Origin of the sequence: Microbacterium sp. 22303 (assembly GCF_052045265.1) — a bacterium.
Lineage (GTDB): Bacteria > Actinomycetota > Actinomycetes > Actinomycetales > Microbacteriaceae > Microbacterium.
The window spans coordinates 778,253-801,900 of record NZ_JBQEOQ010000002.1; the positions used below are offsets into that span (position 1 = coordinate 778,253).

20 protein-coding genes are annotated in these 23,648 nt (G+C 69.6%); 9 read left to right on the forward strand and 11 right to left on the reverse strand.

What is annotated here, in order from left to right:
• Nucleotides 1-20 precede the first annotated feature (20 nt).
• The 4 genes from xdhB to ACTJI8_RS09265 all read right to left on the reverse strand — a co-directional run bounded on the left by xdhB (nucleotide 21) and on the right by ACTJI8_RS09265 (nucleotide 5,951).
• Entirely contained in the window at nucleotides 21-2,423 is a 2,403-nt protein-coding gene (xdhB, locus tag ACTJI8_RS09250) for a xanthine dehydrogenase molybdopterin binding subunit (RefSeq protein ID WP_440733127.1), read from the reverse strand.
• Nucleotides 2,420-3,928 (reverse strand): xanthine dehydrogenase small subunit, encoded by a 1,509-nt coding sequence (locus ACTJI8_RS09255; RefSeq protein ID WP_440733128.1) that lies wholly within the window; start codon nucleotides 3,926-3,928, stop codon nucleotides 2,420-2,422. Before ACTJI8_RS09255 ends, xdhB begins: the two co-directional genes overlap by 4 nt.
• A gap of 280 nt (nucleotides 3,929-4,208) precedes the next feature.
• Nucleotides 4,209-4,964, reverse strand: a complete 756-nt coding sequence (locus ACTJI8_RS09260) for an IclR family transcriptional regulator (protein ID WP_440733129.1) — start codon at nucleotides 4,962-4,964, stop codon at nucleotides 4,209-4,211.
• Between the two features lie 84 nt (nucleotides 4,965-5,048).
• Complete coding sequence (locus ACTJI8_RS09265; RefSeq protein ID WP_440733130.1) at nucleotides 5,049-5,951, reverse strand: aldose 1-epimerase family protein; 903 nt, start codon at nucleotides 5,949-5,951, stop codon at nucleotides 5,049-5,051.
• 281 nt (nucleotides 5,952-6,232) lie between these two features.
• On the opposite strand from ACTJI8_RS09265, the gene ACTJI8_RS09270 reads away from it, so the two are divergent.
• Nucleotides 6,233-8,464, forward strand: a complete 2,232-nt coding sequence (locus ACTJI8_RS09270; RefSeq protein ID WP_440733131.1) for a DEAD/DEAH box helicase — start codon at nucleotides 6,233-6,235, stop codon at nucleotides 8,462-8,464.
• 119 nt (nucleotides 8,465-8,583) lie between these two features.
• Here ACTJI8_RS09270 and ACTJI8_RS09275 read toward each other — a convergent pair whose 3' ends face one another.
• A complete protein-coding gene (locus ACTJI8_RS09275; RefSeq protein WP_440733132.1) occupies nucleotides 8,584-9,060 on the reverse strand; it encodes a GNAT family N-acetyltransferase in 477 nt (158 codons plus the stop codon).
• A gap of 241 nt (nucleotides 9,061-9,301) precedes the next feature.
• Here ACTJI8_RS09275 and ACTJI8_RS09280 point away from each other — a divergent pair, with 241 nt between their 5' ends.
• Nucleotides 9,302-10,135 (forward strand): phospholipase, encoded by an 834-nt coding sequence (locus ACTJI8_RS09280; protein ID WP_440733133.1) that lies wholly within the window; start codon nucleotides 9,302-9,304, stop codon nucleotides 10,133-10,135.
• A 115-nt stretch (nucleotides 10,136-10,250) separates the two neighbouring features.
• Here the strand turns inward: ACTJI8_RS09280 and ACTJI8_RS09285 are convergent, their stop codons facing one another.
• Nucleotides 10,251-12,320, reverse strand: a complete 2,070-nt coding sequence (locus ACTJI8_RS09285) for an intein-containing Rv2578c family radical SAM protein (RefSeq protein WP_440733134.1) — start codon at nucleotides 12,318-12,320, stop codon at nucleotides 10,251-10,253.
• Between the two features lie 97 nt (nucleotides 12,321-12,417).
• Between ACTJI8_RS09285 and ACTJI8_RS09290 the strand changes: the two genes are divergently transcribed.
• From ACTJI8_RS09290 to ACTJI8_RS09320, 7 genes are all read left to right on the forward strand, one after another.
• Nucleotides 12,418-13,377, forward strand: a complete 960-nt coding sequence (locus ACTJI8_RS09290) for a M15 family metallopeptidase (protein WP_440733135.1) — start codon at nucleotides 12,418-12,420, stop codon at nucleotides 13,375-13,377.
• Between the two features lie 209 nt (nucleotides 13,378-13,586).
• Nucleotides 13,587-14,750: an acyl-CoA dehydrogenase family protein gene (locus ACTJI8_RS09295; RefSeq protein WP_440733136.1), complete on the forward strand. Its 1,164-nt coding sequence runs from the start codon at nucleotides 13,587-13,589 to the stop codon at nucleotides 14,748-14,750.
• A gap of 152 nt (nucleotides 14,751-14,902) precedes the next feature.
• Nucleotides 14,903-15,352: a hypothetical protein gene (locus ACTJI8_RS09300; RefSeq protein WP_440733137.1), complete on the forward strand. Its 450-nt coding sequence runs from the start codon at nucleotides 14,903-14,905 to the stop codon at nucleotides 15,350-15,352.
• Nucleotides 15,353-15,547: 195 nt separating this feature from the next.
• Complete coding sequence (locus tag ACTJI8_RS09305; RefSeq protein WP_440733138.1) at nucleotides 15,548-15,904, forward strand: PadR family transcriptional regulator; 357 nt, start codon at nucleotides 15,548-15,550, stop codon at nucleotides 15,902-15,904.
• 1 nt (nucleotide 15,905) lies between these two features.
• Nucleotides 15,906-16,271: a DUF1048 domain-containing protein gene (locus ACTJI8_RS09310; RefSeq protein ID WP_440733139.1), complete on the forward strand. Its 366-nt coding sequence runs from the start codon at nucleotides 15,906-15,908 to the stop codon at nucleotides 16,269-16,271.
• A gap of 2 nt (nucleotides 16,272-16,273) precedes the next feature.
• Nucleotides 16,274-17,092 (forward strand): ABC transporter ATP-binding protein, encoded by an 819-nt coding sequence (locus ACTJI8_RS09315; protein ID WP_440733140.1) that lies wholly within the window; start codon nucleotides 16,274-16,276, stop codon nucleotides 17,090-17,092.
• Entirely contained in the window at nucleotides 17,089-17,853 is a 765-nt protein-coding gene (locus ACTJI8_RS09320) for an ABC transporter permease (protein WP_440733141.1), read from the forward strand. Before ACTJI8_RS09315 ends, ACTJI8_RS09320 begins: the two co-directional genes overlap by 4 nt.
• A 100-nt stretch (nucleotides 17,854-17,953) precedes the next feature.
• Here the strand turns inward: ACTJI8_RS09320 and ACTJI8_RS09325 are convergent, their stop codons facing one another.
• The 5 genes from ACTJI8_RS09325 to ACTJI8_RS09345 all read right to left on the reverse strand — a co-directional run bounded on the left by ACTJI8_RS09325 (nucleotide 17,954) and on the right by ACTJI8_RS09345 (nucleotide 23,530).
• The gene (locus ACTJI8_RS09325; protein WP_440733142.1) at nucleotides 17,954-18,829 is read right to left on the reverse strand and encodes a siderophore-interacting protein; all 876 of its coding nucleotides are present in this window, start codon (nucleotides 18,827-18,829) and stop codon (nucleotides 17,954-17,956) included.
• A gap of 85 nt (nucleotides 18,830-18,914) precedes the next feature.
• Nucleotides 18,915-21,557, reverse strand: coding sequence for an ATP-binding cassette domain-containing protein (locus ACTJI8_RS09330; RefSeq protein ID WP_440733143.1), 2,643 nt, complete (start codon nucleotides 21,555-21,557; stop codon nucleotides 18,915-18,917).
• 132 nt (nucleotides 21,558-21,689) lie between these two features.
• Nucleotides 21,690-22,232, reverse strand: a complete 543-nt coding sequence (locus tag ACTJI8_RS09335) for an ECF transporter S component (RefSeq protein ID WP_440733144.1) — start codon at nucleotides 22,230-22,232, stop codon at nucleotides 21,690-21,692.
• A gap of 51 nt (nucleotides 22,233-22,283) precedes the next feature.
• Nucleotides 22,284-23,225, reverse strand: a complete 942-nt coding sequence (locus ACTJI8_RS09340) for a pirin family protein (RefSeq protein WP_440733145.1) — start codon at nucleotides 23,223-23,225, stop codon at nucleotides 22,284-22,286.
• The gene (locus ACTJI8_RS09345) at nucleotides 23,222-23,530 is read right to left on the reverse strand and encodes a GNAT family N-acetyltransferase (protein WP_440733146.1); all 309 of its coding nucleotides are present in this window, start codon (nucleotides 23,528-23,530) and stop codon (nucleotides 23,222-23,224) included. Before ACTJI8_RS09345 ends, ACTJI8_RS09340 begins: the two co-directional genes overlap by 4 nt.
• Nucleotides 23,531-23,648 lie beyond the last annotated feature (118 nt).

Below are 23,648 nucleotides of genomic sequence, written 5' to 3' on the forward strand. Positions count from 1 at the left end.
GGACGACTCGGAAGTGGGGGTCAGTCGCCGGCGGCGGCGACCAGGGGGCGCTCCGCAGCGGGCGTGGGGGCGGGCGCGGCGCCAGCCTCGGCGGACGCCGCCTCCTGTGCGGCGCGGACGGCCCAGAACACGGCCTCCGGCGTCGCGGGGGAGCCCAGGTCGACCGAGTGCCCGGCCGGACCGAAGGCCGCCACGGCGTCGCGGATCGCCTCGCGCGCGCTGAAAGCGAGCATGAACGGGGGCTCGCCCACGGCCTTGGACCCGTAGACGGCGCCCTCCTCGCGCGCGTTCTCGAACAGCCGCACGTGGAACTCCTCCGGCATCTCGGAGAAGCTCGGCAGCTTGTACGTCGACGCCGACTGGGTCTGCAGCCGGCCGCGGTGCGGGCCGTCGCTCTCATCCCAGCGCAGCTCCTCGAGCGTCAGCCAGCCCACGCCCTGCACGTAGGCGCCCTCGATCTGGCCGATGTCGAGCATCGGCGAGAGCGAGTCGCCCACGTCGTGCACGATGTCGACGCGGCGCACCCGGTAGGCGCCGGTGAACTCGTCCACCTCGACCTCGGTCGCCGCCGCACCGTACGCGAAGTACTTGAACGGGGACCCCTGCATGATCTCCGGATTCCAGTGCAGGCCCTCGGTGCGGTAGTAACCGGCCGCGAAGAGCTGCACGCGCTGGAAGTACGCCGCCTTGACGACCTCGCCCCAGGACACGCGATTCACCGGCGCGCCGAGCGCGGTCACGAAGCCGCCGCCGAAGCGCACGTCGCGCTCGTCGACGCCGAGCATGCGTCCGGCGACCTTCGCGAGCCGGTCGCGGATCTGCTCGCACGCGTTCTTCACCGCGCCGCCGTTCAGGTCGGCGCCCGAGGACGCGGCGGTGGCCGACGTGTTCGGCACCTTGTCGGTGCGGGTCGGGGCAAGACGCACCTGCTTCAGATCGACGCCGAGCGCGGTCGCGGCGACCTGCAGCATCTTCGTGTGCAGGCCCTGGCCCATCTCGGTGCCGCCGTGGTTGATCAGGACCGAGCCGTCCTTGTAGATGTGCACGAGGGCGCCGGCCTGGTTGAACGCCGCGAAGTTGAACGAGATGCCGAACTTGATCGGCGTGATCGACAGGGCGCGCTTGACGTGCGGGCTGGTCTCGTTGAACCGAGCGATCTGCTCGCGGCGGGCGGTCACGTCCGCCTCGTCCGAGAGCTGGCCCCAGATCGTCTCGAGGCGGTCCGCGTCCTTCACGAGCTGGCCGTAGGGCGTGGTCTGCCCGGGCTTGTAGAAGTTCTTGCGGCGCAGCTCGAGGGGATCGATGCCGAGGACCGGGGCGACCCTTCCCAGGATGTCCTCGATGAGGAAGACGCCCTGGGGGCCGCCGAACCCGCGGTATGCGGTGTTCGAGGTCTTGTTGGTCTTCACGATCTGCCCGTAGGCGTGCACGTTGGGGATCCAGTACGAGTTGTCCAGGTGGCAGAGGGCTCGGCCGAGCACGGGCTCGGACAGGTCGATCGACCAGCCGCCGTCGCAGGTGAGGGTCGTGTCGAGCGCCTGCAGCAGGCCGTTCTCGTCGAAGCCCACCTTCCACGCGATGTGGAACGGGTGCCGCTTGCCGGTCATGGTGATGTCCTGCGTGCGGTTCAGGCGCAGTCGCACCGGGCGGCCGGTGAGCTTGGCGCCGAGGGCCGCGATCGCCGCGAATCCGTGCGGCTGCATCTCCTTGCCGCCGAACCCGCCTCCCATGCGCAGGCACTGCACCGTGATCTCGTTCGCGGGGATCCCGAGCACGTGCGAGACCAGGTCCTGGGTCTCCGTGGGGTGCTGGGTGGAGCACTGGATGAAGTACTGCCCCTCGGAGTCGCGGATCGCGAACGACGCGTGCGTCTCGAGGTAGAAGTGCTCCTGGCCGTCGAACTCCGTGACGCCCTCGAAGACGTGGGCGGATGCGGCGAGGCCCGCGGCGGCGTCGCCGCGCTGCACCGTGCGCGGGGTGCCCTGGAACGACTGCGCCTCGAGCGCGTCCTGGACCGTGATGAGGGACGGCAGCGGTTCGTACTCCACGGTCACCCGTTCGGCGCCGAGGCGCGCGGCCTCCTGCGTCTCGCCGAGCACCCACACCAGGGCGTGGCCGTAGAACATGGCCTCGCTCGGGAACAGCGGCTCGTCGTTGCGGATGCCGGCGTCGTTGAGGCCCGGCACGTCGTCGGCGGTGAGCACCCGCACCACGCCGGGCACGTCGTACGCGCCGGACACGTCGATCGTGACCTTGGCGTGCGCGTTCGTGGACTGCACAGGCCAGGCCGTCAGCACGCCGTGCGTCTGCTCCGCGATGTCGTCGGTGTACATCGCCGCACCCGTGACGTGCAGGGCGGCGCTCTCGTGCGCGGCCCGCAGGCCGACGACGGGGTTCTCCGGGCGGTCGGCGAGAGTGCTCATGCCGACACCTCCTTCGACTCGATGACGGTCGCGCTGTAGAGCTTGAGCAGCGCGGTGTTGAGCATGAGCGAGCGGTACTCGCTGCTGGCGCGGTGGTCGGACATCGGGGTGCCCTCGCCGCGCAGGATCTCGGCGGCCGCCTTCACCGTGGCGATGTTCCAGGGCTTGCCGATCAGCGCGTCCTCCGTGGCGCGGGCACGTAGCGGGGTGGCGGCGACGCCGCCCAGGCCGATGGTCGCAGCAGTCACGAGCCCGCCGTCGATGTCGAGCGCGAACGCGACCGCGACGCTGGAGATGTCATCGAAGCGACGCTTGGCGATCTTGTGGAACGCGGTCGTGCTGGCCAGCGGCAGCGGGATCCGGACGGCCTTGATGAGCTCATCGGGGCGCTTGACGGTCTGCCGGTAGCCGGTGAAGTAGTCGGCCAGGTCGACTTCGCGCTCTCCGCCGACCGACGCGAGCACGACGCTCGCACGCAGGGCGAGCAGGGCCGGCGGGGTGTCGCCGATCGGGGATCCGGTGCCGAGATTGCCGCCGATGGTGCCGCGGTTGCGGATGAGTCGCGAGGCGAACTGCGGGAACAGCTGTGCGAGCAGCGGGATCCGGCCGTCGAGGCGCTTCTCCACCTCGGAGAGCGGAAGGGCTGCGCCGATCTCGACGTAGCCTTCGGCGCCGGCGGCGACCCCGTCGGCGATGGTCAGGGTGCGCAGCTCCGGCAGTTGCTCGATCGCGACGACGAGCGGGGCGCGGCGGCCGCGGATGTTGACCTCGACGCCGTAGTCGGTGGAACCGGCGACGAGCAGCGCGTCCTTTTCGTCGTGCAGGATCTGCAGAGCCTCGGGGAGCGTCGCAGGGCGGACGAAGCGGGATCCGTCGACCTCGGCGTCAGTCGCGACCGGCTCCGGGGCGGGCTGCGCGAGTCGCTGCTGCAGCGGGTCGTCCGCGTCGGGAGTGCCGAGCGTGTAGGCCGCGTCGCGGATCGGACGGTAGCCGGTGCAGCGGCACAGGTTGCCGCTGAGCGCGTGCAGGTCGAAGCCGTTCGGGCCGTGCTCGGGATCGTGGACCGGGCAGGCTTCCTCGTCGGCGGTCGCTGAGTCGGTCGAAGCGTCCGCCACGGGGGTGCGATCGGCCCGGTAGTACTCGCCCGCCATGCTGCAGGCGAAGCCCGGGGTGCAGTAGCCGCACTGGGATCCGCCGGCCTCGGCCAGCTTCGCCTGCACGGGATGCAGGTCGTCGGGCGATCCGAGACCTTCGGCCGTGATGAACTCCTGGCCGTCGAGCGCGTAGACGGGCACCAGGCAGGCGTTGACCGGAGTCCAGGCGGTGCCGCCGTCGACGGTGGGGGTGGCCAGCAGCATCGCGCAGGCGCCGCACTCGCCCTCCGCACAGCCCTCCTTGCTGCCGGAGAGACCGTTGTCGCGCAGCCAGTCCAGAGCGGTGGCGTGCGCGGGCGTTCCGGCGAGCGGACGCTGCTTGCCGTTGACGGTGACGGCGATATCGGTCATGCGAATCTCCTCGAATCCGGCGACAGTGTGCGATGCGGCTCAGGCCGTGCCGACTCTCTGTGAGACGGAGCCTAGGCCTGGAGACTGCCCTGTGGGGGCATTCTCCTGTTCAGGAGCGCAACGCTGTGTGGTCAGGCGTCGTCGCCTTGGCCTTACCGCCAGTAGATTCGCGCTGTTTCCGATATACGGAAACCGTGTTCCGAAAACATCGACAGCCTAAGACGACGGATCGGCATCCGTCAAGGCGCGGCGCGCCGAAGCGCGACGACCCCGTTGGCGCTCAGATCGCGTTCGTCACGGCCGAGATGTCGGCCACGACCTCGCGCAGCACCGGGATCGCCTGCTCGGCGAAGTCCTCGCCGACGCGCGACATCGGACCAGAGATCGAGACCGCGGTGAGCACCGGCATGTTCGGCACCGCCATCGCGAAGCAGCGCACGCCGACCTCGTGCTCGCCATCATCGACCGCGTAGCCGCGCTCGCGGCTCAGCGCGAGGTCCGCGAGCAGTGCGTCGATCGTCTCGAGCGAGCGCGGCGTGGAATGCGGCATGCCCGCGCGGGCGATGATCTCGCGCACCTGGTCGTCGTCGAGCTGCGCGAGGATCGCCTTGCCGACGCTCGTGGAGTGCAGCGGCGCACGGCCGCCCACCTCGGTGAACATGCGCATCGCATGCGGGGACGGAGCCTGCGAGACGTAGACAACACTGTCGCCGTCGATCGTGGCCAGGTTCGCGGTCTCGCCGAGGCGCGCGACGAGCGACTTGAGCTGCGGCATAGCCATCAGGCCGAACTGGCGGTTCGCGACCTCGCCCAGGCGCACGAGCTTGGGTCCCAGGGCGTAGCGGCGGTTGGCGAGCTGGCGCGCGTAGCCCTCCGCGACCAGGGTGCGCAGGAGGCGGTGGATCGTGGGCAGCGGCAACTCGGCGGCGGTCGACAGCTGGCTGATCGTGGCATCGCCACCGGCATCGGCGATGAGCTCGAGCAGATCGAAGACGCGCGAGACCGACTTGACGCCGGTGGAACTCTCAGCGGCCATGCGGATCCTCTCCTTCGAGATCCGGGCGCGATTATCCGCATGCCGGAAAGATGATTCCCGAGCAGAGTATCCCACGCGATGCGCTCAGGCGGTGAGGGTCACACCCCACTGCACCCTCCAGGTCTCACCGGGCGCGAGACGGCGCAGACCGCGGCCCGAGTTGAACGCCTCGGCGGGGGCGGACATCGGCTCGAGGGCGACCACGAGCTCCTGTCCCGGATAGCTCGTGCTCGTGTACGCCTGCAGGTAGTCCAGCCCCGGGCCCTGCCAGAGCGTGACCACGCGACCGTCGGGGGCGGTCAACGTGCTGCGCACGCGCCCATCCTCTTCACGATGGAGCGTGGCGAAGCCGGTGTCGAGCTGCACGTCGGCGAGGCGCCGGGGCGCGCGCAGGTCGGTGCCGTCGGACACGGGAGATTCGCCGATCGGCAGCAGCCGGTCGTCGGTCTCGAAGAACGTCTCGGCGGGGATGCGCAGGAGGAGCTGCTTCGGATCCGCTCCCGAGACGGTGAGAAAGGGGTGCGTTCCTAGTGCGACCGGGGCCGGAGCCTCGGAGCGGTTCACGATCGTGTGCTCGGCGGTGACGCCGTCGGGGCCGAGCGTGTAGCGCACACTCGTCTCCAGCAGGTAGGGATAGCCGATCTGCGGCACCACGTTCGCGCGCAGCAGCACGCTCGCGTCGCTCTGCTCGGCGATCTCGTAGGCCGTGTAGCGCAGCAGCCCGTGGATCGCGTTGTTCAGCTTCGGCTCGGTGATCGCGAGCGCCCGGGTCTCGTCGCCGTCGATCCAGATGCCGTCGCGGATCCGGTTCGGCCACGGGACCAGGACGACACCGGAGCACGACGGCGCCGGACGGTCGTCGGGGTAGGGCGGGACGACCGTGGTCTCGCCGACCACGAGGTGTCGGAGGGACGCGCCGACCTGCGAGATCTGCGCGCGGACGCCGTCTGCCTCGAGGTGGACCTGGACGCCGGTCGGAGTGGTCATGCCGCCATCGTAGAGCGGCGGGGGCGCCGGGCGGGTTCCCAGGTGACTCCGGTAGAGTGGAAGCGTCGGCTTCGGGCAACCGCAGCCCCACGGGATCCCCGTCGGGCGCGGATGTGTGCGAACGTGTGAGCCCAGGGGCCGATGGTGAGTTCGGCGGACATCGCCGAACGCTTCATCCATCACATGAATGGCCCCCGGCCGACGACTGCCCGGGTATCCCCGCGCCCTACGAGGGCGGCGGGGTGCTGTTCTCGTGCGAGAACCAGACAAAGGACATACCCGTGCCCAAGAACCACAAGCCCAAGGGTGGACGCCCCTCGGCGAACTTCGAGCCGCGTTACGCGAAGAAGACCTCCTTCCACGATCGCCACAACCAGGGGCGCCCCGCCCGCGACGGCGAGTCCGGCCGAGGCGGATTCGACCGCGACGCCCGTCCGGCCCGCGCCGACCGGCGCGTGGACTCGCGTCCCGGAAGCCGTTCCCCGAGCCACCGCGGCTACCGCCCCGAGACCGCGGCGGGCGAGCGTGCGCCGAAGCAGCGTTGGTCTGCGCAGGAGCGTGCCGGTCGCGACGAGTCGCGCTCGATCCGCAACCGCGCCGAATCGGGACGCATCGACGCACCGCACCGCCGGGATGACCGCCCCCGCTTCGACCGGGACGACCGTTCCCGTCGCGATGACCGCCCGCGGTACGACGATCGCGCCGGCCGGACCGAGCGTCCGCGTTTCGACCGCGATGAGCGTCCGCAGCGGGATGACCGTCCGCGTTTCGACCGGAATGACCGTCCCCGGTACGACGACCGCGCCGGGCGGACCGAGCGTCCGCGTTTCGACCGGAGCGATCGTCCGCAGCGTGATGACCGTCCGCGGTTCGACCGGAGCGATCGTCCGCAGCGTGATGACCGTCCGCGTTTCGACCGGAGCGATCGTCCGCAGCGTGATGACCGTCCGCGTTTCGACCGAAGCGACCGTCCGCAGCGGGACGACCGTCCGCGTTTCGACCGAAGCGATCGTCCGCAGCGGGACGACCGCCCACGCTATGACCGCGACGACCGCGCGGGTCGCCCGTCGTTCGACCGCCCGCGGTTCGACCGTGATGACCGCGCCCGCCGGGATGACCGGGCCGAGCGCCCGCGCTTCGACCGCACCGAGCGCCCGAGCCGCGACGATCGTCCGCGTCGGGACGACCGCCCTCGCCGTACCGACGGACCGAGCCGCAGCGACTGGAACCGCACCGCGGATCGCAGTCCGAAGCACGAGCAGGTCGAGGATGTCGTGCACGAGCGCCTCGAGGCGCAGACCGTGAAGGCCGAAGAGGTCGCGGACGTGACCTTCGGCGATCTCGGACTCGGATCGAACATCGTCGAGGTGCTGACGAACATGGGCGCGGCGACGCCGTTCCCGATCCAGGCGGCCTCGATTCCCGCCGTGCTCGAGGGGCGCGACGTGCTCGCCCGCGGGCGCACCGGATCCGGCAAGACCATCGCATTCGGCGCTCCTCTCGTGGAGAGCATCCTGAAGGCGCAGAAGGGCAAGAAGCGCGAGTTCGGTCGTGCGCCGCAGGCGATCATCCTCGCTCCGACGCGTGAGCTCGCGCTGCAGATCGACCGCACCGTGCAGCCGATCGCGCGCAGCGTCGGCCTGTTCACCACGCAGATCTACGGCGGCGTGCCCCAGGCGCGCCAGGTCGGCGCGCTGAAGAAGGGCGTCGACATCGTGATCGGCACGCCCGGCCGCATCGAGGACCTGATCAACCAGGGCAAGCTCGATCTCTCCGACGTGCGGATCGCCGTGCTCGACGAGGCCGACCACATGTGCGAGCTCGGGTTCGTCGAGCCGGTGCAGCGGATCCTCCGCGCGACGGGGGAGGGCAGCCAGAAGCTGCTGTTCTCGGCCACGCTGGACCGCGAGGTCGCCGCGCTCGTGGACGAGTTCCTCGTGGACCCGGCCGTGTTCGAGGTGGCCGGTGAGACCCAGGACTCCGGCACGATCGAGCACCGCGTGCTCGTGATCGAGCACCGGGACAAGGCGGAGATCCTCGCCTCGCTGGTCGACCGCGACGGACGCACGCTCGTCTTCTCTCGCACTCGCGCCTTCGCCGAGCAGCTCGCCGAGCAGTTCGAGGACGCCGGGATCCCCGCGGTCTCGCTGCACGGCGACCTGAACCAGGCCAAGCGCACGCGCAACCTGCAGAAGCTCACCTCCGGCCGGGTGAACGTGCTCGTCGCGACCGACGTCGCCGCGCGCGGCATCCACGTCGACGACATCGACCTGGTCGTGCAGGCCGATGCGCCCGACGAGTACAAGACGTACCTGCACCGCTCCGGCCGCACCGGCCGTGCCGGCAACGCGGGTCGCGTCGTCACGCTGATCACCCGTCCGCGTGGCCGCAGGATGACGGAGCTGCTGAACCGCGCCGAGATCGACGCCCCCTTCGAGGAGGCCCGCCTCGGCGACGACGTCATCGAGGAGATCGCCGGTCGCATGCCGTCGGCGGCAGACCTCACGTCCTGAGCGCCGCGCGGCCGCGCGCCGCGCCATCACATGCAAGGGCCGGGAGCACCGGGTCCGGATGATTCCGGAGCCGCACTCCCGGCCCTTCCGTGCACCCGGGGGCCCAGCCGGGGAACGTGTCAGAGCACGAGCGCCCAGTCGTTGCTGAGCAGCTCCTCGCCACGGAACGGGAACCGCCGGGTCGCGCGCAGCGTGAACCCCGCACGGCGGCAGAGCGCGTTCGAGGGCTCATTGTCGACGGCGGGGTAGGCATGGATCTCGTCGTGCCGTCCGTCCGCGCGGACGACGGCGAGGAGTTCCTGGAGGGCTAGCCCGGCCAGCCCGCGCCCTTGGTGCTGGGGGAGCACTCCCCAGCCGGTCTCCCAGACGACCTCACCGCCCTCGAGGGTCTCCCAGTAGCCGATCGTTCCCACGGATTCGGATCCGTCGACGATCATGAGCATGCGCCCGGGCAGGTCGTCCTTCAGGTAACGGAGATGCCGCTGCTCCAGTTCCTCCCCGCTCTCGGTCGCGACGAGGTGCGCCGTCATCGCGGGCGTGTTGAAGGCGTCGAGCAACGGCCGGTCCTCGGGCTGCCAGGGGCGAAGCGTGACCATCCCGCGACGCTACTCGCAACCTCCGACACCACGGATCGAGCGGCCCGAGGGGCGGCTCGTCGGAGGAGATCGGCGACGAAATCGAAACCTGAGAATTCGGACAAAATATTTTGCAGGATCCCGGGATCCTCGGTGGGCTCCCAGGGACAGTGATGCAGGATCGTTACCTTGTACGCCCGACCCGAGGCGTTGACGTCGCTACCCGAGCGGCGCTGAAGACTTCAAGGATCGTTACTTCGTCATGTCAAGAAACCCGTTCTTCCGCTCTGCCCGCAGTAAGACCGTCGCCATCGTGAGCGCGACGGCCGTGCTCGGCGCCCTCGTCGTCGGCGGTGCCGTGCTCGTCGCCCCGACCGTCGCCGCCGCCTCTCCGGCCCTGGCACAGGTCGACGACGTGACCGCCTACAACCAGCAGGCGCAGGTGCGCGCGGCTCTCGACACCGCCAAGACCGCGATGACCGACGCCGCATCCGTGAACGCCGATGTGAAGGCCTCGGGCCTCGATCTCGGCCAGGCGCGCAAGCTCGTCGACGCGACCGGCCTGACTTCGGCGCACGAGGTGCTGTCGGACGCGGCATCGCACAAGGGCTCTGTGCACACCGCGCTCGCCGTGGCCGTCGCCGACTACTCCGAGAAGGTCGAGTCGCAGGTCGCCGAGGTCCGCACCAACCTGAACAACGCCGTCGCGCAGAAGCAGGCGGCGGATGCCGCGGCTGCTGCGGCCGCCGCTGCCGCTCAGGCTGCGGCCGAGGCGCAGGCTGCGGCGAACACTCCGGACGGTGCCCGTGCCGCCGCGCAGCAGATCATGGCCAGTGACTACGGCTGGGGCGATGACCAGTTCCAGTGCCTGAACTCGCTGTGGAACAAGGAGTCCGGCTGGAACTACCAGGCCTACAACCCGTCCGGCGCGACCGGCATCCCTCAGGCGCTGCCCGGGGGCAAGATGGCCAGCGCCGGCGATGACTGGGAGACCAACGCCACCACGCAGATCAAGTGGGGCCTCGGCTACATCTCCAGCGTCTACGGCACCCCGTGCTCGGCCTGGGGTCACTCGCAGGCCACGAATTGGTACTGAGCCCGGTTCCACCTGCCGGTTCGGCACGGCTCTGAGTTCGCCACGGCTCTGAGTTCGGCACGGCTCTGAGTTCGCCACGGCTCTGAGCCGTCGCCGCTCTGAGCCGGCGCCATGGTCAGAACAGGGTCGATGACGGCTCCGGGGTGCGCACCGCGCGCTCCGGAGCCGTTCTGCTGCCCCGCGACGGGCGATCGTCGGAGTGCAGCGCCTCCAGCCCATGCATTCGGATCAGGGGCTTGACTCGCCGTGCGAGCCACCGGCGATAGTCCTTCGGCGCCTCGGCCGCGGATCCGGGATACAGCACGCGGTAGGACGACAGCAGATCGGGCCGGTGCTGCGACAGCCACTGCAGGAACCAGGGCTTCACGCCCTGCCTCAGGTGCAGTGCCCCGTAGATGACGTGGTCGGCGCCGGACTCCTTGATGCGTCGCAGAGCGTCGTCGATCGCGTTCACAGAGTCGGTGAGGTGCGGCAGGATCGGCATCAGGAACACCCCGACCCTGAATCCGGCATCGCTGAGCGCACGCACCGTGTCGAGCCGCGCCTGCGTGGACGGTGCCCCGTGCTCGATCGCCTCGCGCAACGTCTCATCGAACATCGCGATCGACAGCTGCACGTCGACAGGCACCCGGGCGGCGGCCTCGACGAGCACCGGGATGTCGCGGCGGATCAGGGTGCCCTTGGTGAGCACCGAGAACGGTGTCCCGGAATCGGCCAGTGCGCGGATGATCCCCGGCATCAGCCGATAACGCCCCTCCGCGCGCTGGTATGGATCCGTGTTCGTACCGAGCGCGACCGTCTCGTGCTTCCAGGATCCGCGGCGCAGTTCCTTCTCGAGCGTCTCCACGACGTTCACCTTGACCACGATCTGCGAGTCGAAATCGCGCCCCGCGTCCAGGTCGAGGTAGGTGTGCGTGCCCCGGGCGAAGCAGTTGTGGCTGATCACGCCGTTGGCGATGAAGTCGCCGGTGCCCGTCGTGATGTCGAGCAGGTCCTGCTCCCTGTCCAACGGCTCGATCGACACCACGCGGAGGTCCGCGACGGTCTTGACGGCGGTGCCTTCGATGTCGAGCTTTCGACTGATTGCAGGCTGCGTGACGGCGAAGAACCGCTGACGCATCGGAAGTCCCCCGACGACGCGGGCCGAACGAACTTCATTGGGGCGCGGAGGCTCGATGACGTGGGGGATCTGCCAGGCGGTCATCGCGGTCGAGAGCAGATCAAGGAACTCGGGATCCTTGTTCGCGATGCGAAGCACTCCTCGGGAGCAGCTTCCCTCGGCATCGAAGGCACCGGACAGAAAGCCTGCGCACCACTCGTGGTCAGACGGCCACGATCCCGTCGCGATGCTCTCGATGCGATCGACCGAGTGAGCGACACCAGTGTGGATCGCGTTCATCGCACGCCTGGTCGGTGTCTCCGCGGCGAATGCGCGCTCACGGACCTCGACGCCTTCCTTGTCGAGGAAGAGACGCGAGCGTTCCAACGCTTCCGCGTCGGCCAATGCGAGCCGGAACATGTTCATCTTCCGGACCCGCTTACCGTCGTCATATGCGCGCCGGAAGACCATCCCATCGCCGCGGATCATCCCCGAGAGATACCCGAGACGGAACGACTCCCCGTCGCGGTTCGGTGCATCGACAACACCTGTGCCGAACCCCATCAGGCGATTGTTCGTGGTGAGGTGCGGGCGCTGACCCTGCTCGGCATTCGTGACATGCTTCCACCCACGGTCCGTGAGGAACCGATGATCGCCGCTGGCGATGAGTTCGGTGCCATCGGCCAGAGTGATCCGGTATGCCTGCTTGCGCGTCGCCCACTTCGCCTGGATTCGTGTGCGGACGTATCGCCGATAGGCGCCGTGGATCTCGGTTCCGTAGATCTCATCTCCCACGTCGAGATCGCGCAGCGGCCTCTGCCGCCCGTCGCCGCAGAGGATCAACGTGTCGGGAGAGACGCAGTAGACGCACGCATGACTGCATCCCCGGTACGGGTTGACGGTCCAGTCGAACGGCATCTTCGAGGGGCCGGGTACATGGTTCAGCGCCGACTTCGCGAGAACTTCGTGGAACGTCATGCCCGCGAACTCCGGCGTCGTCACGGTGCGGAGGAACCCCGTGCGGTTCTCCATGCCGGGCAGCGCCTGCGCGTCCGTCTCGTCGACCCTTTGCCCTTGCCACCTCATAGCAGTATTCGAACATAACAACGATAAAGAGTCAAGAAGAGATCGTCAAAAACTTCGAATGTCGCGGATGTCCAGGTCCGCCGGTGAGAATGGACCCGTGGCAGACCCGCGGCACCCGACTCGCGCGCGCCGCATGGATCCGCGCGTGACGTTCCGGCTGTTCGTCATCCTCGGGCTGGCGGTCGCGCTGATCGGTGCGCTCTGGGCGCTTGCGGACGGCTCGGCCAAGGCCGGCCCTGGTGGGCACGCCGCGGCGGATCCGAAGCCGGCCGGGATCACGATGCCCGAGGCTGCCACGAGTCTCCCGTCCGTGCAGCTGCACGCGACGCCGGCGGCGAACCCCTGCGCGCAAGCTGGCGTGCAGCAGGCGCTGGCGTCCGGCGGCGACGACGCCGTGGTGACGGCATTCGGCGGCGGCGCGGCGTTCCGGGACGCGGTCGCCGCAGGCAACGCCCCGTGCATCGACCTGGCCGACCCGAGCCGGGACTGGGTCGTGGTGAACAAGACCCGGCCGCTCAACCCGGTGACCTACGCGCCGACTTCCCTCGGTGATCCTGCGCTCTCCGTCGACGGAGCGGGATCGCTGCGCTCCGACACGGCGCACGCCCTGGACCAGCTCTCCGCCGCGGCGGATGCGGCAGGCGTCGGCTCGATCGCGCTCGCCAGCGGCTATCGCTCGTACGACACCCAGGTGCAGACGTACTCGGGGCAGATCGCTCAATTCGGCCAGGCGCACGGCGATGCCCTCTCCGCCCGCCCCGGCCACAGCGAGCATCAGACCGGCCTCGCCGCCGATGTGGTCTCGTGCGCGGGTGGCTGCGGCGACATCGACTCCTTCGGCAGCACGTCGGCCGGCGCGTGGGTCGCCGCGAACGGCTGGCAGTACGGCTTCATCGTCCGCTACGTCGCCGGCCAGACACCGGTGACCGGATACGATCCCGAGCCCTGGCACCTCCGCTACATCGGCGTACCCCTCGCGACGGCGTATCACGACGGGGGCTACGTCACGCTCGAGCAGTTCTTCGGGCTCGCCGCAGCTCCCGCGTACCTGGGCTGATCGGCATCGTCGGTCTGCGTTGCCGCGCCTGTTCGCGCGTCGGCGAAGGCGGGCCTCCAGCGCCCCTCGGCGCCGCTGGAGCGATCGCACAAATCGTGACACCGAGTCTCACCATCAGTGGGATGCATTCCCACAATCTGCGCCGAGATCCGCGATTTTCCGCATAGGATCGCGAGAGCGAAGACGCACACACGATCTGGAGGAGCGCGATGGAACGCGACATCTACGACGAGGACCACGAGGCATTCCGCGACCTGGTCAAGGACTTCATCAAGCGCCACGTCACGAACGAGGCCATCGAGCGCTGGGAGGCGGCCGGCGAGATCGACCGCGCGACCATGCTCGCGGCGGGCGAGGCGGGACTGATCGGGCTCTCCGTGCCCGAGGAGTTCGGCGGCGCCGGGATGCTGCAGGACTACCGCTTCCGCACCATCGTGATGGAAGAGGTCATCGCGGCCGGTGCGGGATCGCTCGCCGGCGCGTTCGGGATCCAGGACGATCTGGCCGTTCCCTACCTCGTGCACATGGGCACACCGGAGCAGAAGGCGAAGTGGCTGCCGCGCATGGCGACCGGCGAGGTGCTCGGCGCGCTCGCGATGACCGATCCGGGTGCCGGCTCCGACCTGCGCGGCATCAAGACCAATGCGAAGAAGGTCGACGGCGGCTACATCCTCAACGGCGCCAAGACGTTCATCTCGTCGGGGACCACGGCGGACATCGTCGTGACCTTCGTCAAGACCGGTGAGGGCAACCGCCCCGACGCCTTCAGCCTGCTGATCGTCGAGAAGGGCATGGAGGGCTTCGACCAGGGCAAGAAGCTCAGCAAGATGGGCTTCCACGGCTGGGACACGGCGGAGCTGAGCTTCACCGACGTGTTCATCCCCGAGGAGAACCTCATCAGCGGCAAGGAGGGGCAGGGCTTCATCCAGTTGATGATGAACCTTCCCCTCGAGCGCCTCTCGATCGGCGTGGCGGCGGCGGCCGCGGCCGAGGCGGCGACGAAGTGGACCATCGCCTACACGAAGGACCGCGAGGCGTTCGGCGAGCGCATCGCCGACTTCCAGAACACCCGCTTCCGGCTCGCCGACATGGTCACCACGACCGAGGTGATGTGGGCCTACGTCGACCGCGCACTGCTCGCCTACAAGGACAGCAAGCTGTCGGCCGAGGACGCCGCGAAGGTCAAGTTCTGGACGACCGAGCGCGAGTGGGAGGTGCTCGACACGGGTGTTCAGCTGCACGGCGGCTACGGCTACATCATGGAGTACCCGATCGCGAAGGCCTTCACCGACGCCCGCGTGCACCGCATCTACGGCGGCACGAACGAGATCATGCGCGATCTCGTCGGACGTCAGATCGCTGGCAAGCGCTGATCGCCTGACGCGTGAAAGGAACGCCCTCGGATCTCCGGATCCGGGGGTGTTCTTTCGGTGATCGTCCTGCACAGGCGGGGCGCGCGCGGAGTTCCGCACCGGTTGCGCGAACAGGCCCGCAGGCGCAGTGCCGTCTCGCCAGGCTGGGCGGCATGAATCCTGAATCACTGCGCGAGCAGGTGCTCGAAAGCGACGACGACCTTCGCGATGCGCTGGAGCTGCTGCTCCAGCAGGCGAACCAGCGGCAGATGTGGCTGCTCTTCATCGACGGGAGAGGCCGGCTCGGCGAGCCCATGATGCCCATGGCCGACTACCCGAGCGATCCGCTCGAGACCGTGGTCGTGGAAGACCTCGGCGAGATCGGCCAGGCGCAGCTGCTCGCGCATCGGATGGGCCTGCTCCGGGAGCTCACCGGCAACGCCGCGGTCGTGCTGGTGTGGGAGCGGCCGGGCGGCGACGTCGTGGGTGGCGAGGAGGATGACGTCCGGATCTGGGCGCGGGCGATGCGACGTCAGGCGGCGGCGCTCGGGCTTCCGCTGCGGGCGCAGTTCTTCTTGCATGATCGCGGCGTGCGCCAGCTGCATGCCGATGACTGGGTCTGAGCGCGAGTCTCGACGGTCGGTATCGACGCCCCCGGATCCTCGGATCCGAGGGCGTTCTCCGTTTCTCGACCGGTGTCCTTCAGTCGTCGAAGGCTGGTTGAAAAAGATTGGTATTCAGTGTTGCTATGTACCGGTACTCAGTGTTACTGTCTACCGGTAGTCAACATCACTGAGTAGAAGAAGGAGGCGATCGCGATGGCGAGTCAGATGACCGAGATGCTCAAGGGCACTCTCGAGGGGATCGTCCTGGCGATCCTGGCCGAGCGATCGGCTTATGGATACGAGATCACCACGCGGCTGCGGGACGGAGGCTTCTCCGACATCGCGGAGGGCACGGTCTACGCGCTGCTGGTGCGGATCGAGCAGAGGGGCCTCGTGGATGTCGAGAAGGTCCCGTCCGAAAAGGGTCCGCCGCGCAAGGTGTACTCGCTCAACACGCAGGGGCGGGATCAGCTCGCCGAGTTCTGGAGGACCTGGAGCTTCCTCGCAGAGCACATCGAACAGCTCCGCCACACCGACAGCAGCACGACCGACACGAATGAAGGAGCCTGACATGGCCGCCAAGTGGATCGAAGCCCTCACCGGGTCCCTCGAACAGAAGAAGCAGTACCGCCAGTACAAGGCCCGCATCGAGGCCCTTCCCGAGCCCTACGGCACGGTCGCCAAGGCCACGGACCGCTACCTGATGATCGCCGGCGGCATCACCGACGGCGACGTCATGGTGACGATGCTCAGCGACCTCGCCGACCTCTGGGAGCGCGCGGCGGCCGACGGCACGCCGGTGCGCGACATCGTGGGCGACGACCCGGCCGAGTTCGCCGAGACGTTCGCCCGCGCTTACAACGGCAAGGTGTGGCTCGACAAGGAGCGCACCCGCCTCAACAAGGCGGTCGACGACGCCGCCCGGAAGGAGAAGTGACCATGACCACCCTCACCGCCCCCGCGATCCGCGTGCAGGGCGTCACCAAGGCGTTCAAGGACCTGCAGGTCCTGCGCGGCGTCGACTTCGAGGTCGAGCGCGGCAGCATCTTCGCCCTGCTCGGCTCGAACGGCGCCGGCAAGACCACGCTGGTGCGGATCCTGTCGACGCTGCTGAAGGCCGATGGCGGATCCGCGACCGTGCACGGCGTCGACGTCGCCTCGGCACCGAACGACGTGCGCGACGCGATCAGCCTCACCGGCCAGTTCGCCGCGGTCGATGAGATCCTCACCGGCCGCGAGAACCTCGTGCTCGTCGCGAAGCTGCGGCACCTGAAGGATCCGGGATCCGTGGCCGACGATCTGCTCGCCAGGTTCTCGCTCACCGACGCCGGCGGACGCCGTGCGGGCACCTACTCCGGCGGCATGCGGCGCCGGCTCGACATCGCGATGAGCCTGATCGGCAATCCGCCGGTGATCTTCCTCGACGAGCCGACCACGGGCCTCGACCCGCAGGCGCGGATCGAGGTCTGGGACACCGTCAAGGAGCTCGCGAAGGGCGGCACCACCGTGCTGCTCACCACGCAGTACCTCGACGAGGCGGAGCAGCTGGCCGACCGGATCGCGATCCTGCACGAGGGCACCATCATCCAGAACGGCACGCTCGCCGAGCTCAAGCGCCTCCTGCCGCAGGCGAAGGTCGAGTACGTCGAGAAGCAGCCCACTCTCGAGGAGGTCTTCCTCGCCCTGGTCGGCCCGTCCGCGGGCCCGGCCCCTGAGCCCGTCGAAGGGCCTGACACCAAGAAGGAGGCAGTGAAATGACCAGCCACGTCCTCAGCGACACCGGCACGCTCACCGGCCGTTCGCTCAAGCACATCCTGCGCAGCCCCGACACGATCATCACCACCGCAGTGACCCCGATCGCGCTCATGCTGCTGTTCGTCTACGTGCTCGGCGGGGCGATCCACACCGGATCCGACCAGTCGTACATCGACTACATGCTGCCGGGCATCCTGCTCATCACGATCGCCTCCGGCATCGCGTACACCTCGTACCGGCTGTTCCTCGACCTGCAGGGCGGCATCTTCGAGCGCTTCCAGTCCATGCCGATCGCCCGATCGAGCGTGCTCTGGGCGCACGTGCTCACCTCGCTCGTCGCGAACATCGTGTCCGTGGCGATCGTGGTCGGCGTCGCGTTCGCGATGGGCTTCCGCACCCGGGCCTCGGTCGGGGCATGGCTGGCCGTGGTCGGGATCCTCATCCTGTTCACCCTGTCGCTGACCTGGCTCGCCGTGATCGCGGGTCTGAGCGCCAAGACCGTGGACGGCGCGAGCGCCTTCAGCTACCCGCTCATCTTCCTGCCGTTCATCAGCTCGGCGTTCGTGCCCACCTCATCGATGCCGGGTCCGGTGGCCTGGTTCGCCGAGTACCAGCCGGTGACGTCGATCGTGAACACCATCCGCGCGCTTTTCAACGAGCAGCCGGTGGGATCCAGCATCTGGATCGCCCTCGCCTGGATGGTCGGGATCCTCGTGGTCGCCTACGGCTTCGCGATCGCCATCTACAAGAAGAAGATCAGCTGAGCGGGCTCGATGCCTGAGTCCGCTGCCGGTCCGAACCGGATCGAACCGCCTTCGGCGCCCCATGCGCGACGTCGGCGGTTCGAGGCGGTTCGGGAGGGAATCAGCCCAGCGGTTCCGCTGCCGTCTCGCGCGCCGCGCGGGAGGCGGGCGAGGACGAGCCGATCCGCCAGTAGCCGCAGAAGCTGACCTGCCCCTTGTCGACGCCGCGCTCGCCGACCAGAAGCTTGCGCGCACCGGAAGCCAGTGCCTGCTCTCCCGCGGCATAGGCGTGGAACGGCGTCTCGGGGAGAGCCAGATCGCGCAGTGCCGCCAGAGCGAGCACGCCGGGCCGGTCGGAGGGGGCGCGCACGAACCACTGCACGTCGATGCCGTCGGGGTATGGGAAGTCCAGCGCGTCCTCCGCCGACGGCGCCTCGAGCAGCACGGATCCGGTCGCATGCGCGGGCAGCGACGCGCAGATCGCGGCGATCGCGGGCAGAGCAGTCTCATCGCCGACGAGCACCACCCGGTCCGTGCCGCGCTCGGGATTGAAGGTGAGCCCCTCATCGATCACGAGCACGTGCTCGCCCGGACGGCAGGTCTCGGCCCACCGTGAGGCCGGGCCCGCGGTGCCGTCGGCGGCGGAGCCGTGCAGCACGAAGTCCACGTCGAGCTCTGCCCCGGCCTCGGCCGCGGCAGGGCGGAACGCACGCACGCTGTAGTTGCGCATGACCGGGCGCTCGCCGTCGGGGATCCGGAGGAACTTCAGGTACCCCAGGGTGTGGTTGGCCTTGGCCGGCACTCGGCTCAGCGCCGCCTCGCCGCCCACAGGCAGGAAGAGCCGGAACCACTGGTCGAAGCCCATCGGCGTGAACCGTTCGATCTCGCCGCCGCCGAGGGTGACGCGGATCCAGTGCGGGGCGAGCCGCTCGGTCCGCAGCACGGTGAGGGGGACGAGCCCGGCCGAGGCCGGCTTGACCATCTTGCTGTATGCCATCGGAAACCTTTCATCTGTGTTTCGAAGTGCGCAAATGGCTCCGAAATCGCCGTGTATGGAGCCATTTGCGCGCTTCGAAACCGGATCACGTCAGGACCAGGAGAACCGCGGAGGCGGCGAGCATCAGGATCAGGAAGAGGAGGTCGCGCGCGCGGAACGGCACCTCGTGCCGCTCGGTGCGGGTGGGATGCGCGCCGAAGGCGCGCGAGTCCATGGCCAGCGCCACCCGCTCGGCATGCCGGATCGCGCTCGCCAGCAGCGGCACGATGTAGCCCCAGCCACGTGCGATCCGGGCGAACGGCCCGCGCCCGCCGTGCGTGCCGCGCACCCGGTGCGCCGCACGGATCACGCTGAGTTCGTAGCCGAAGCGCGGCACGAACCGGTACGCCGCGAGTGCCGTGTAGCCGATCCGGTACGGGATCCGCAGCTGCTGCACGCCCGCACGCACCACGTCCGGCCCGGTCGTGGTGAGGCCGGAGATGAGCGAGAGTGCGAGGATCGCCGCCAGCCGCAGTCCCGTCGCGAACCCGGCCTCGAGCGCGCCGGCGTGCAGCTGCCACGCGCCGATCTGCAGCACGGCGGGGGTCGCGGCGACCTGTGCCGGATCCGTCCACAGCGCCATGGACAGCCCCAGCACGAGGATCCCCGCGGGGATCGCGAGCAGCAGCACCGCCCAGATGCGCGCGGTCAGTCGCGCGCCCGTCAACAGCACCATGTAGGCGAGCACCAGGAATGCGAGCGGCGTCGCGAGGTCCCGCACGAACAGCAGCAGCGCCATCGCGGGCAGCACCGCTCCGAGTTTGGCGAGCGGATTCAGGCCGTGCAGCCAGGCGCGCGCCGGTGCCGACGGCTGCTCGGCGTACGGATCCGTCGCGGCCGAAAGGGAAGGTCGATCCGGCAGGGTCGCCGGGGTTGATGCCGCCGCCGGGGCCGGTGGGGCCTGGGCCGTCTCTGCGCGGGGTGCTCCGGCGACGGCCGCGTCCTCGTCGGTGAGCAGCCGGCGCAGCGCCGGCGGGACCGCCGCGTATGCCGTCGGAAGCGGCATCAGGCCATCGCGCACGAGCGCCGGGGTGGGGCCGGCGGCAACGACCGTGCCGCCCTCGACGAGCACCGTGTGGGTCGTATGTCGCACCACCAGGTCGAGGTCGTGCGTCACGAGCACGATCGTCGTGCCGTCGGCGCGGAGCTCTCGGAACAGAGCGAGCAGCTCGTCGGTGCGGCGCAGATCCTGACCGAACGTCGGCTCGTCGAGCACGAGGATGCGGGGGCGCGTGATGAGCGCGGTGCCCACCGAGAGCCGGCGCTTCTCGCCGCCCGAGAGCAGGTACGGGTGCGTGTCGGCCTTGTCCGCGAGGCCGAACCGATCGAGCATCGCCCCGACGCGCTCGGCGATCTCCTCGGGCGGGGTGCGACGCACCCGAAGACCATGCGCCAGTTCGTCGAACACCGTGTGCGTGATGAACTGGTGCTCCGGATTCTGGAACACGAAGCCGATGTGTGCGGCCAGGGTGCGCGGTGACGCGGTCGCCGGGTCGAGGCCCAGGAGCCGGACACGCCCACGCGGGGGTGGCACCACCCCGGCCAGCGCCTGCACGAGCGTCGACTTGCCCGCGCCGTTCGGCCCGATCACGGCCGTGATCGACGCGGGCGCGATGTCGAGGTCGATACCGCGCAGGATCGGCGTTCGCCCGCGGGCGACGTCCAGGCCGCGCACGGCGATGACCGGCTCCGGCGTATCGACCGGATGAGACTCCGCCGATCCGGTCGTGAGAACGCCGGAGCCGGGTCGTGCTGCCGGAATCGACGGGGTCTCGGACATCGGCGCGTCCGCCCCCAGAGTCCGCAGCGCCGCCGCGAGCTCCGTGGCCGTGAGCGGAAGGGGGGCGATCGGATCCGTCCCGAGCGACCGCAGCCGGTCGTTCAGCCGCCGCGCGGCGAGGGCGGCCGTGGGAAGGCGCACGCCGAGCGCCACCAGCTCGTCGGCGTGGTCGCGCAGAATCGACGCGGCGGGGCCGTCGAAGGCGACCCTTCCGTCGTCGTCGAGCACGATGGCGCGCGTCGCGAAGCCGGCCTCGACCGTGCTCCGCGGGCTCAGGAACCACTCCGCGTCGAGGTCGTGCTCGACGAGGACGATCGCGCGCGTCGGCCCGGCGAGGCTCGCAAGCGCCGCATGCACCTCGGCGGTGCCGGACGGGTCGAGGTTCGCCGTGGGCTCGTCCAGGATGAGCACCGGGGCGGACGTCGCGAGTGCGGCGGCGATCGCCAGACGCTGCTTCCCTCCGCCGGACAGACGGTCGGGATTCTCGTCGCGGCGCTCCCACAGGCCCATGCGGCGGAGGGCGTGCTCGGTGCGTTCCAGCACCTCGTCCACGGGCAGGCACAGATTCTCGAGCGCGAACGCCGTTTCGTCCAGGACGGATCCGGTGACGATCTGCGCATCCGGATCCTGGAACACGGTGCTGACATCCCGGCTCAGCTCTGCGACGGGCGTGGTGGCGGTCTCATGGCCGCGGACCGCGACGGTGCCGGTGATCTCGGCGTCGAGCGAGTGCGGGATCAGCCCGCCGAGCGCGAGCGCGAGCGTGGACTTGCCGGATCCGGACGGGCCCAGGAGGAGTACGACCTCGCCGGCGTTCACATCGAACGAGACGTCGCGGACCGCGGGATCGCCCGCGCCGCGATGCGTGACCGTGAGATCGCGCACGCGCAGAAGCGGGGCGGAGGGCATGGGGTTCCGTTCGGGAAGGGCTGCTTAGGCAAGCCTAACCTAGTGGGGCTGGAACCCTCGGGGTGCAGGGCGTCGGCCAGCGACGTCGGCGAAAGGTCGACGCCGTGCGGGGGCGCTCGCGAGGGGGCGCGCTCAGTGCGGGGCGACGCCGGCGCGACGCAGCGAGATGCCGATGCGCAGGCCGATCGCGGTCCAGGCGATCGGGCCGAGCACCGCCAGCGGGAGGTAGATGATCCGCGCCCAGAGCGGCAGCTTCTCCAGGTCGACGGCGAAGAACACCACCACCGCGATGATCACGCCGATGATCGCCGCCGAGACGAAGAACCGCCACGCGCCCCAGGCGCGATAGCGCGTGAGGGCGGCGACGCCCTCCTGGATGAGGCCGAACAGCAGCGCGGTGCCGAGGAAGCGCGGGAACCAGATGGGGTTGAACGCGCTCGCGACGAGAGCCGCGAGCACGTGCGTGAGCAGCGCGACCAGTGGGCGGCGCAGCACCTCCTGCGCGATGATCCCCGGCAGCACATGCGAGCCCAGCACCAGGCCGTAGGCGAACGGCGCGCCGGCGATCACGGGGATCGTCACCCAGCCGGCGGCGGCGCCGAGCAGGCCCGTGGCGACCCCGATGGCGGCGCAGACGAGCAGGATCCGCGTGGGCAGCGGGGAGCGGGCGGGCACCCGTCCAGCGTACCGGCGCTCCCGGGCGGATCGGTCGGGAGCGATCCCCGGTCAGATCCTCCGGCGCCGTGGCATGAGGTGCACGGGCGGGATCGGCGGAGCAGGCACCCGCTCGTCGCCGTGACCGGCGACGTGACCGAACCGGTCGGATCCGGCTTCCCAGTCCTCGCGCGCCTGCGCGATCTCCTCGTGGCTGCGGGCGGCGAAGTTCCACCACATCACGAGGTCCTGTTCGAAGGGCTCGCCGCCGAGGAGGAAGAGCAGCGCCCCGCTCTCGCTCGACACGGTGACGTCCTCGCGGGAGTCGCCGAGGAACAGCACGTCGTCCGTGGAGAGCGCGGTCTCGGCCAGGTCGGATCCGGAGACACGGGCGTCGCCCTCGACGAGCAGCAGACCGTGCTCCCAGGCCGGATCGAACGGCAGCACGACGGATGTGCCGCGCTCGAGGCGGATCTCCGCGCCCACGATCGGCGTATAGGCCGTCGCGGGGGAGTCGACGCCTGCATAGGAGCCCATCACCACGGTGACGTCGGCGTCGGATCCGGTCTCGGCGGGAAGCGTCAGACCCGGCAGCGACAGGTGCTGTTCGAAGCCGGGCGCACCGGTGGCGGCGCCGTCGGGCAGCACCACCCAGAGCTGCAGCGCGTCGAGCGGGCCGGCCTCCTCGCCCACCGAGTACTCCGAATGCGCGATGCCGTGCCCGGCCGTCATGAGATTGAGCTGCCCGCGGCGCAGCACGACATCGCTGTCGATCGTGTCGCGGTGCCGGATCTCGCCGACGAGCGGCCAGGTCACGGTCTGCAGGCCGATGTGCGGATGCGGTTCCACACGCATGCGCACCTCAGCAGGGCCGAACCGGTCGAGGAAGCACCAGGCGCCGATCGTCGGTACATCTTTGCTGGGCAGCACACGCAGCACGTTCATCGCACGCACGCCACCGAGCGGAACCTCGCGCGCCTCGAGCACCGCTGCGCGCGGCCCGTGCAGGCTCATGCGGATCCGTCCGGGGCCGTCGGGAATCGCACCTTCGCGCCAGGGACCTCGTGCGTGCGGAGGTACTTGTTGATGTAGGGGCAGTACGGCACGATCGTGTCGCCCGTGGCCACCGCGTCGGCCAGCGCGCCCGCGGCGAGCTGCGCGGCGAGGCCCTGGCCCTGGAACGCCGGATCCACCTCCGTGTGGATGAACAGGATCATCCCGGGGCGGCGCTGGAACTCGGCGAACCCCGCGAGTGCGCCGTCGCTGGTGATCTCGTAGCGCGACTCGGCCTCGTTCAAGCTCACGGCGATCTCGGGCATCGTGCTCCTTCGTGCGGTGTCGTGCGTCCAACATATGCCCGGACGGAGACACCCGGGGCGGGCGGAGTCGTCGTCCAGCGCCACCGGCTCGCAATTTCGAAGGATAAATGCATCTCGA

What these genes read in the sequence shown, in the direction of transcription:
- xdhB (WP_440733127.1), bottom strand. Translation starts at nt 2,423, where the DNA reads ATGAGCACTCTCGCCGACCGCCCGGAGAACCCCGTCGTCGGCCTGCGG.
- ACTJI8_RS09255 (WP_440733128.1), bottom strand. Translation starts at nt 3,928, where the DNA reads ATGACCGATATCGCCGTCACCGTCAACGGCAAGCAGCGTCCGCTCGCC.
- ACTJI8_RS09260 (WP_440733129.1), bottom strand. Translation starts at nt 4,964, where the DNA reads ATGGCCGCTGAGAGTTCCACCGGCGTCAAGTCGGTCTCGCGCGTCTTC.
- ACTJI8_RS09265 (WP_440733130.1), bottom strand. Translation starts at nt 5,951, where the DNA reads ATGACCACTCCGACCGGCGTCCAGGTCCACCTCGAGGCAGACGGCGTC.
- ACTJI8_RS09275 (WP_440733132.1), bottom strand. Translation starts at nt 9,060, where the DNA reads ATGGTCACGCTTCGCCCCTGGCAGCCCGAGGACCGGCCGTTGCTCGAC.
- ACTJI8_RS09280 (WP_440733133.1), top strand. Translation starts at nt 9,302, where the DNA reads ATGTCAAGAAACCCGTTCTTCCGCTCTGCCCGCAGTAAGACCGTCGCC.
- ACTJI8_RS09285 (WP_440733134.1), bottom strand. Translation starts at nt 12,320, where the DNA reads ATGAGGTGGCAAGGGCAAAGGGTCGACGAGACGGACGCGCAGGCGCTG.
- ACTJI8_RS09295 (WP_440733136.1), top strand. Translation starts at nt 13,587, where the DNA reads ATGGAACGCGACATCTACGACGAGGACCACGAGGCATTCCGCGACCTG.
- ACTJI8_RS09300 (WP_440733137.1), top strand. Translation starts at nt 14,903, where the DNA reads ATGAATCCTGAATCACTGCGCGAGCAGGTGCTCGAAAGCGACGACGAC.
- ACTJI8_RS09305 (WP_440733138.1), top strand. Translation starts at nt 15,548, where the DNA reads ATGGCGAGTCAGATGACCGAGATGCTCAAGGGCACTCTCGAGGGGATC.
- ACTJI8_RS09310 (WP_440733139.1), top strand. Translation starts at nt 15,906, where the DNA reads ATGGCCGCCAAGTGGATCGAAGCCCTCACCGGGTCCCTCGAACAGAAG.
- ACTJI8_RS09315 (WP_440733140.1), top strand. Translation starts at nt 16,274, where the DNA reads ATGACCACCCTCACCGCCCCCGCGATCCGCGTGCAGGGCGTCACCAAG.
- ACTJI8_RS09320 (WP_440733141.1), top strand. Translation starts at nt 17,089, where the DNA reads ATGACCAGCCACGTCCTCAGCGACACCGGCACGCTCACCGGCCGTTCG.
- ACTJI8_RS09325 (WP_440733142.1), bottom strand. Translation starts at nt 18,829, where the DNA reads ATGGCATACAGCAAGATGGTCAAGCCGGCCTCGGCCGGGCTCGTCCCC.
- ACTJI8_RS09330 (WP_440733143.1), bottom strand. Translation starts at nt 21,557, where the DNA reads ATGCCCTCCGCCCCGCTTCTGCGCGTGCGCGATCTCACGGTCACGCAT.
- ACTJI8_RS09340 (WP_440733145.1), bottom strand. Translation starts at nt 23,225, where the DNA reads ATGAGCCTGCACGGGCCGCGCGCAGCGGTGCTCGAGGCGCGCGAGGTT.
- ACTJI8_RS09345 (WP_440733146.1), bottom strand. Translation starts at nt 23,530, where the DNA reads ATGCCCGAGATCGCCGTGAGCTTGAACGAGGCCGAGTCGCGCTACGAG.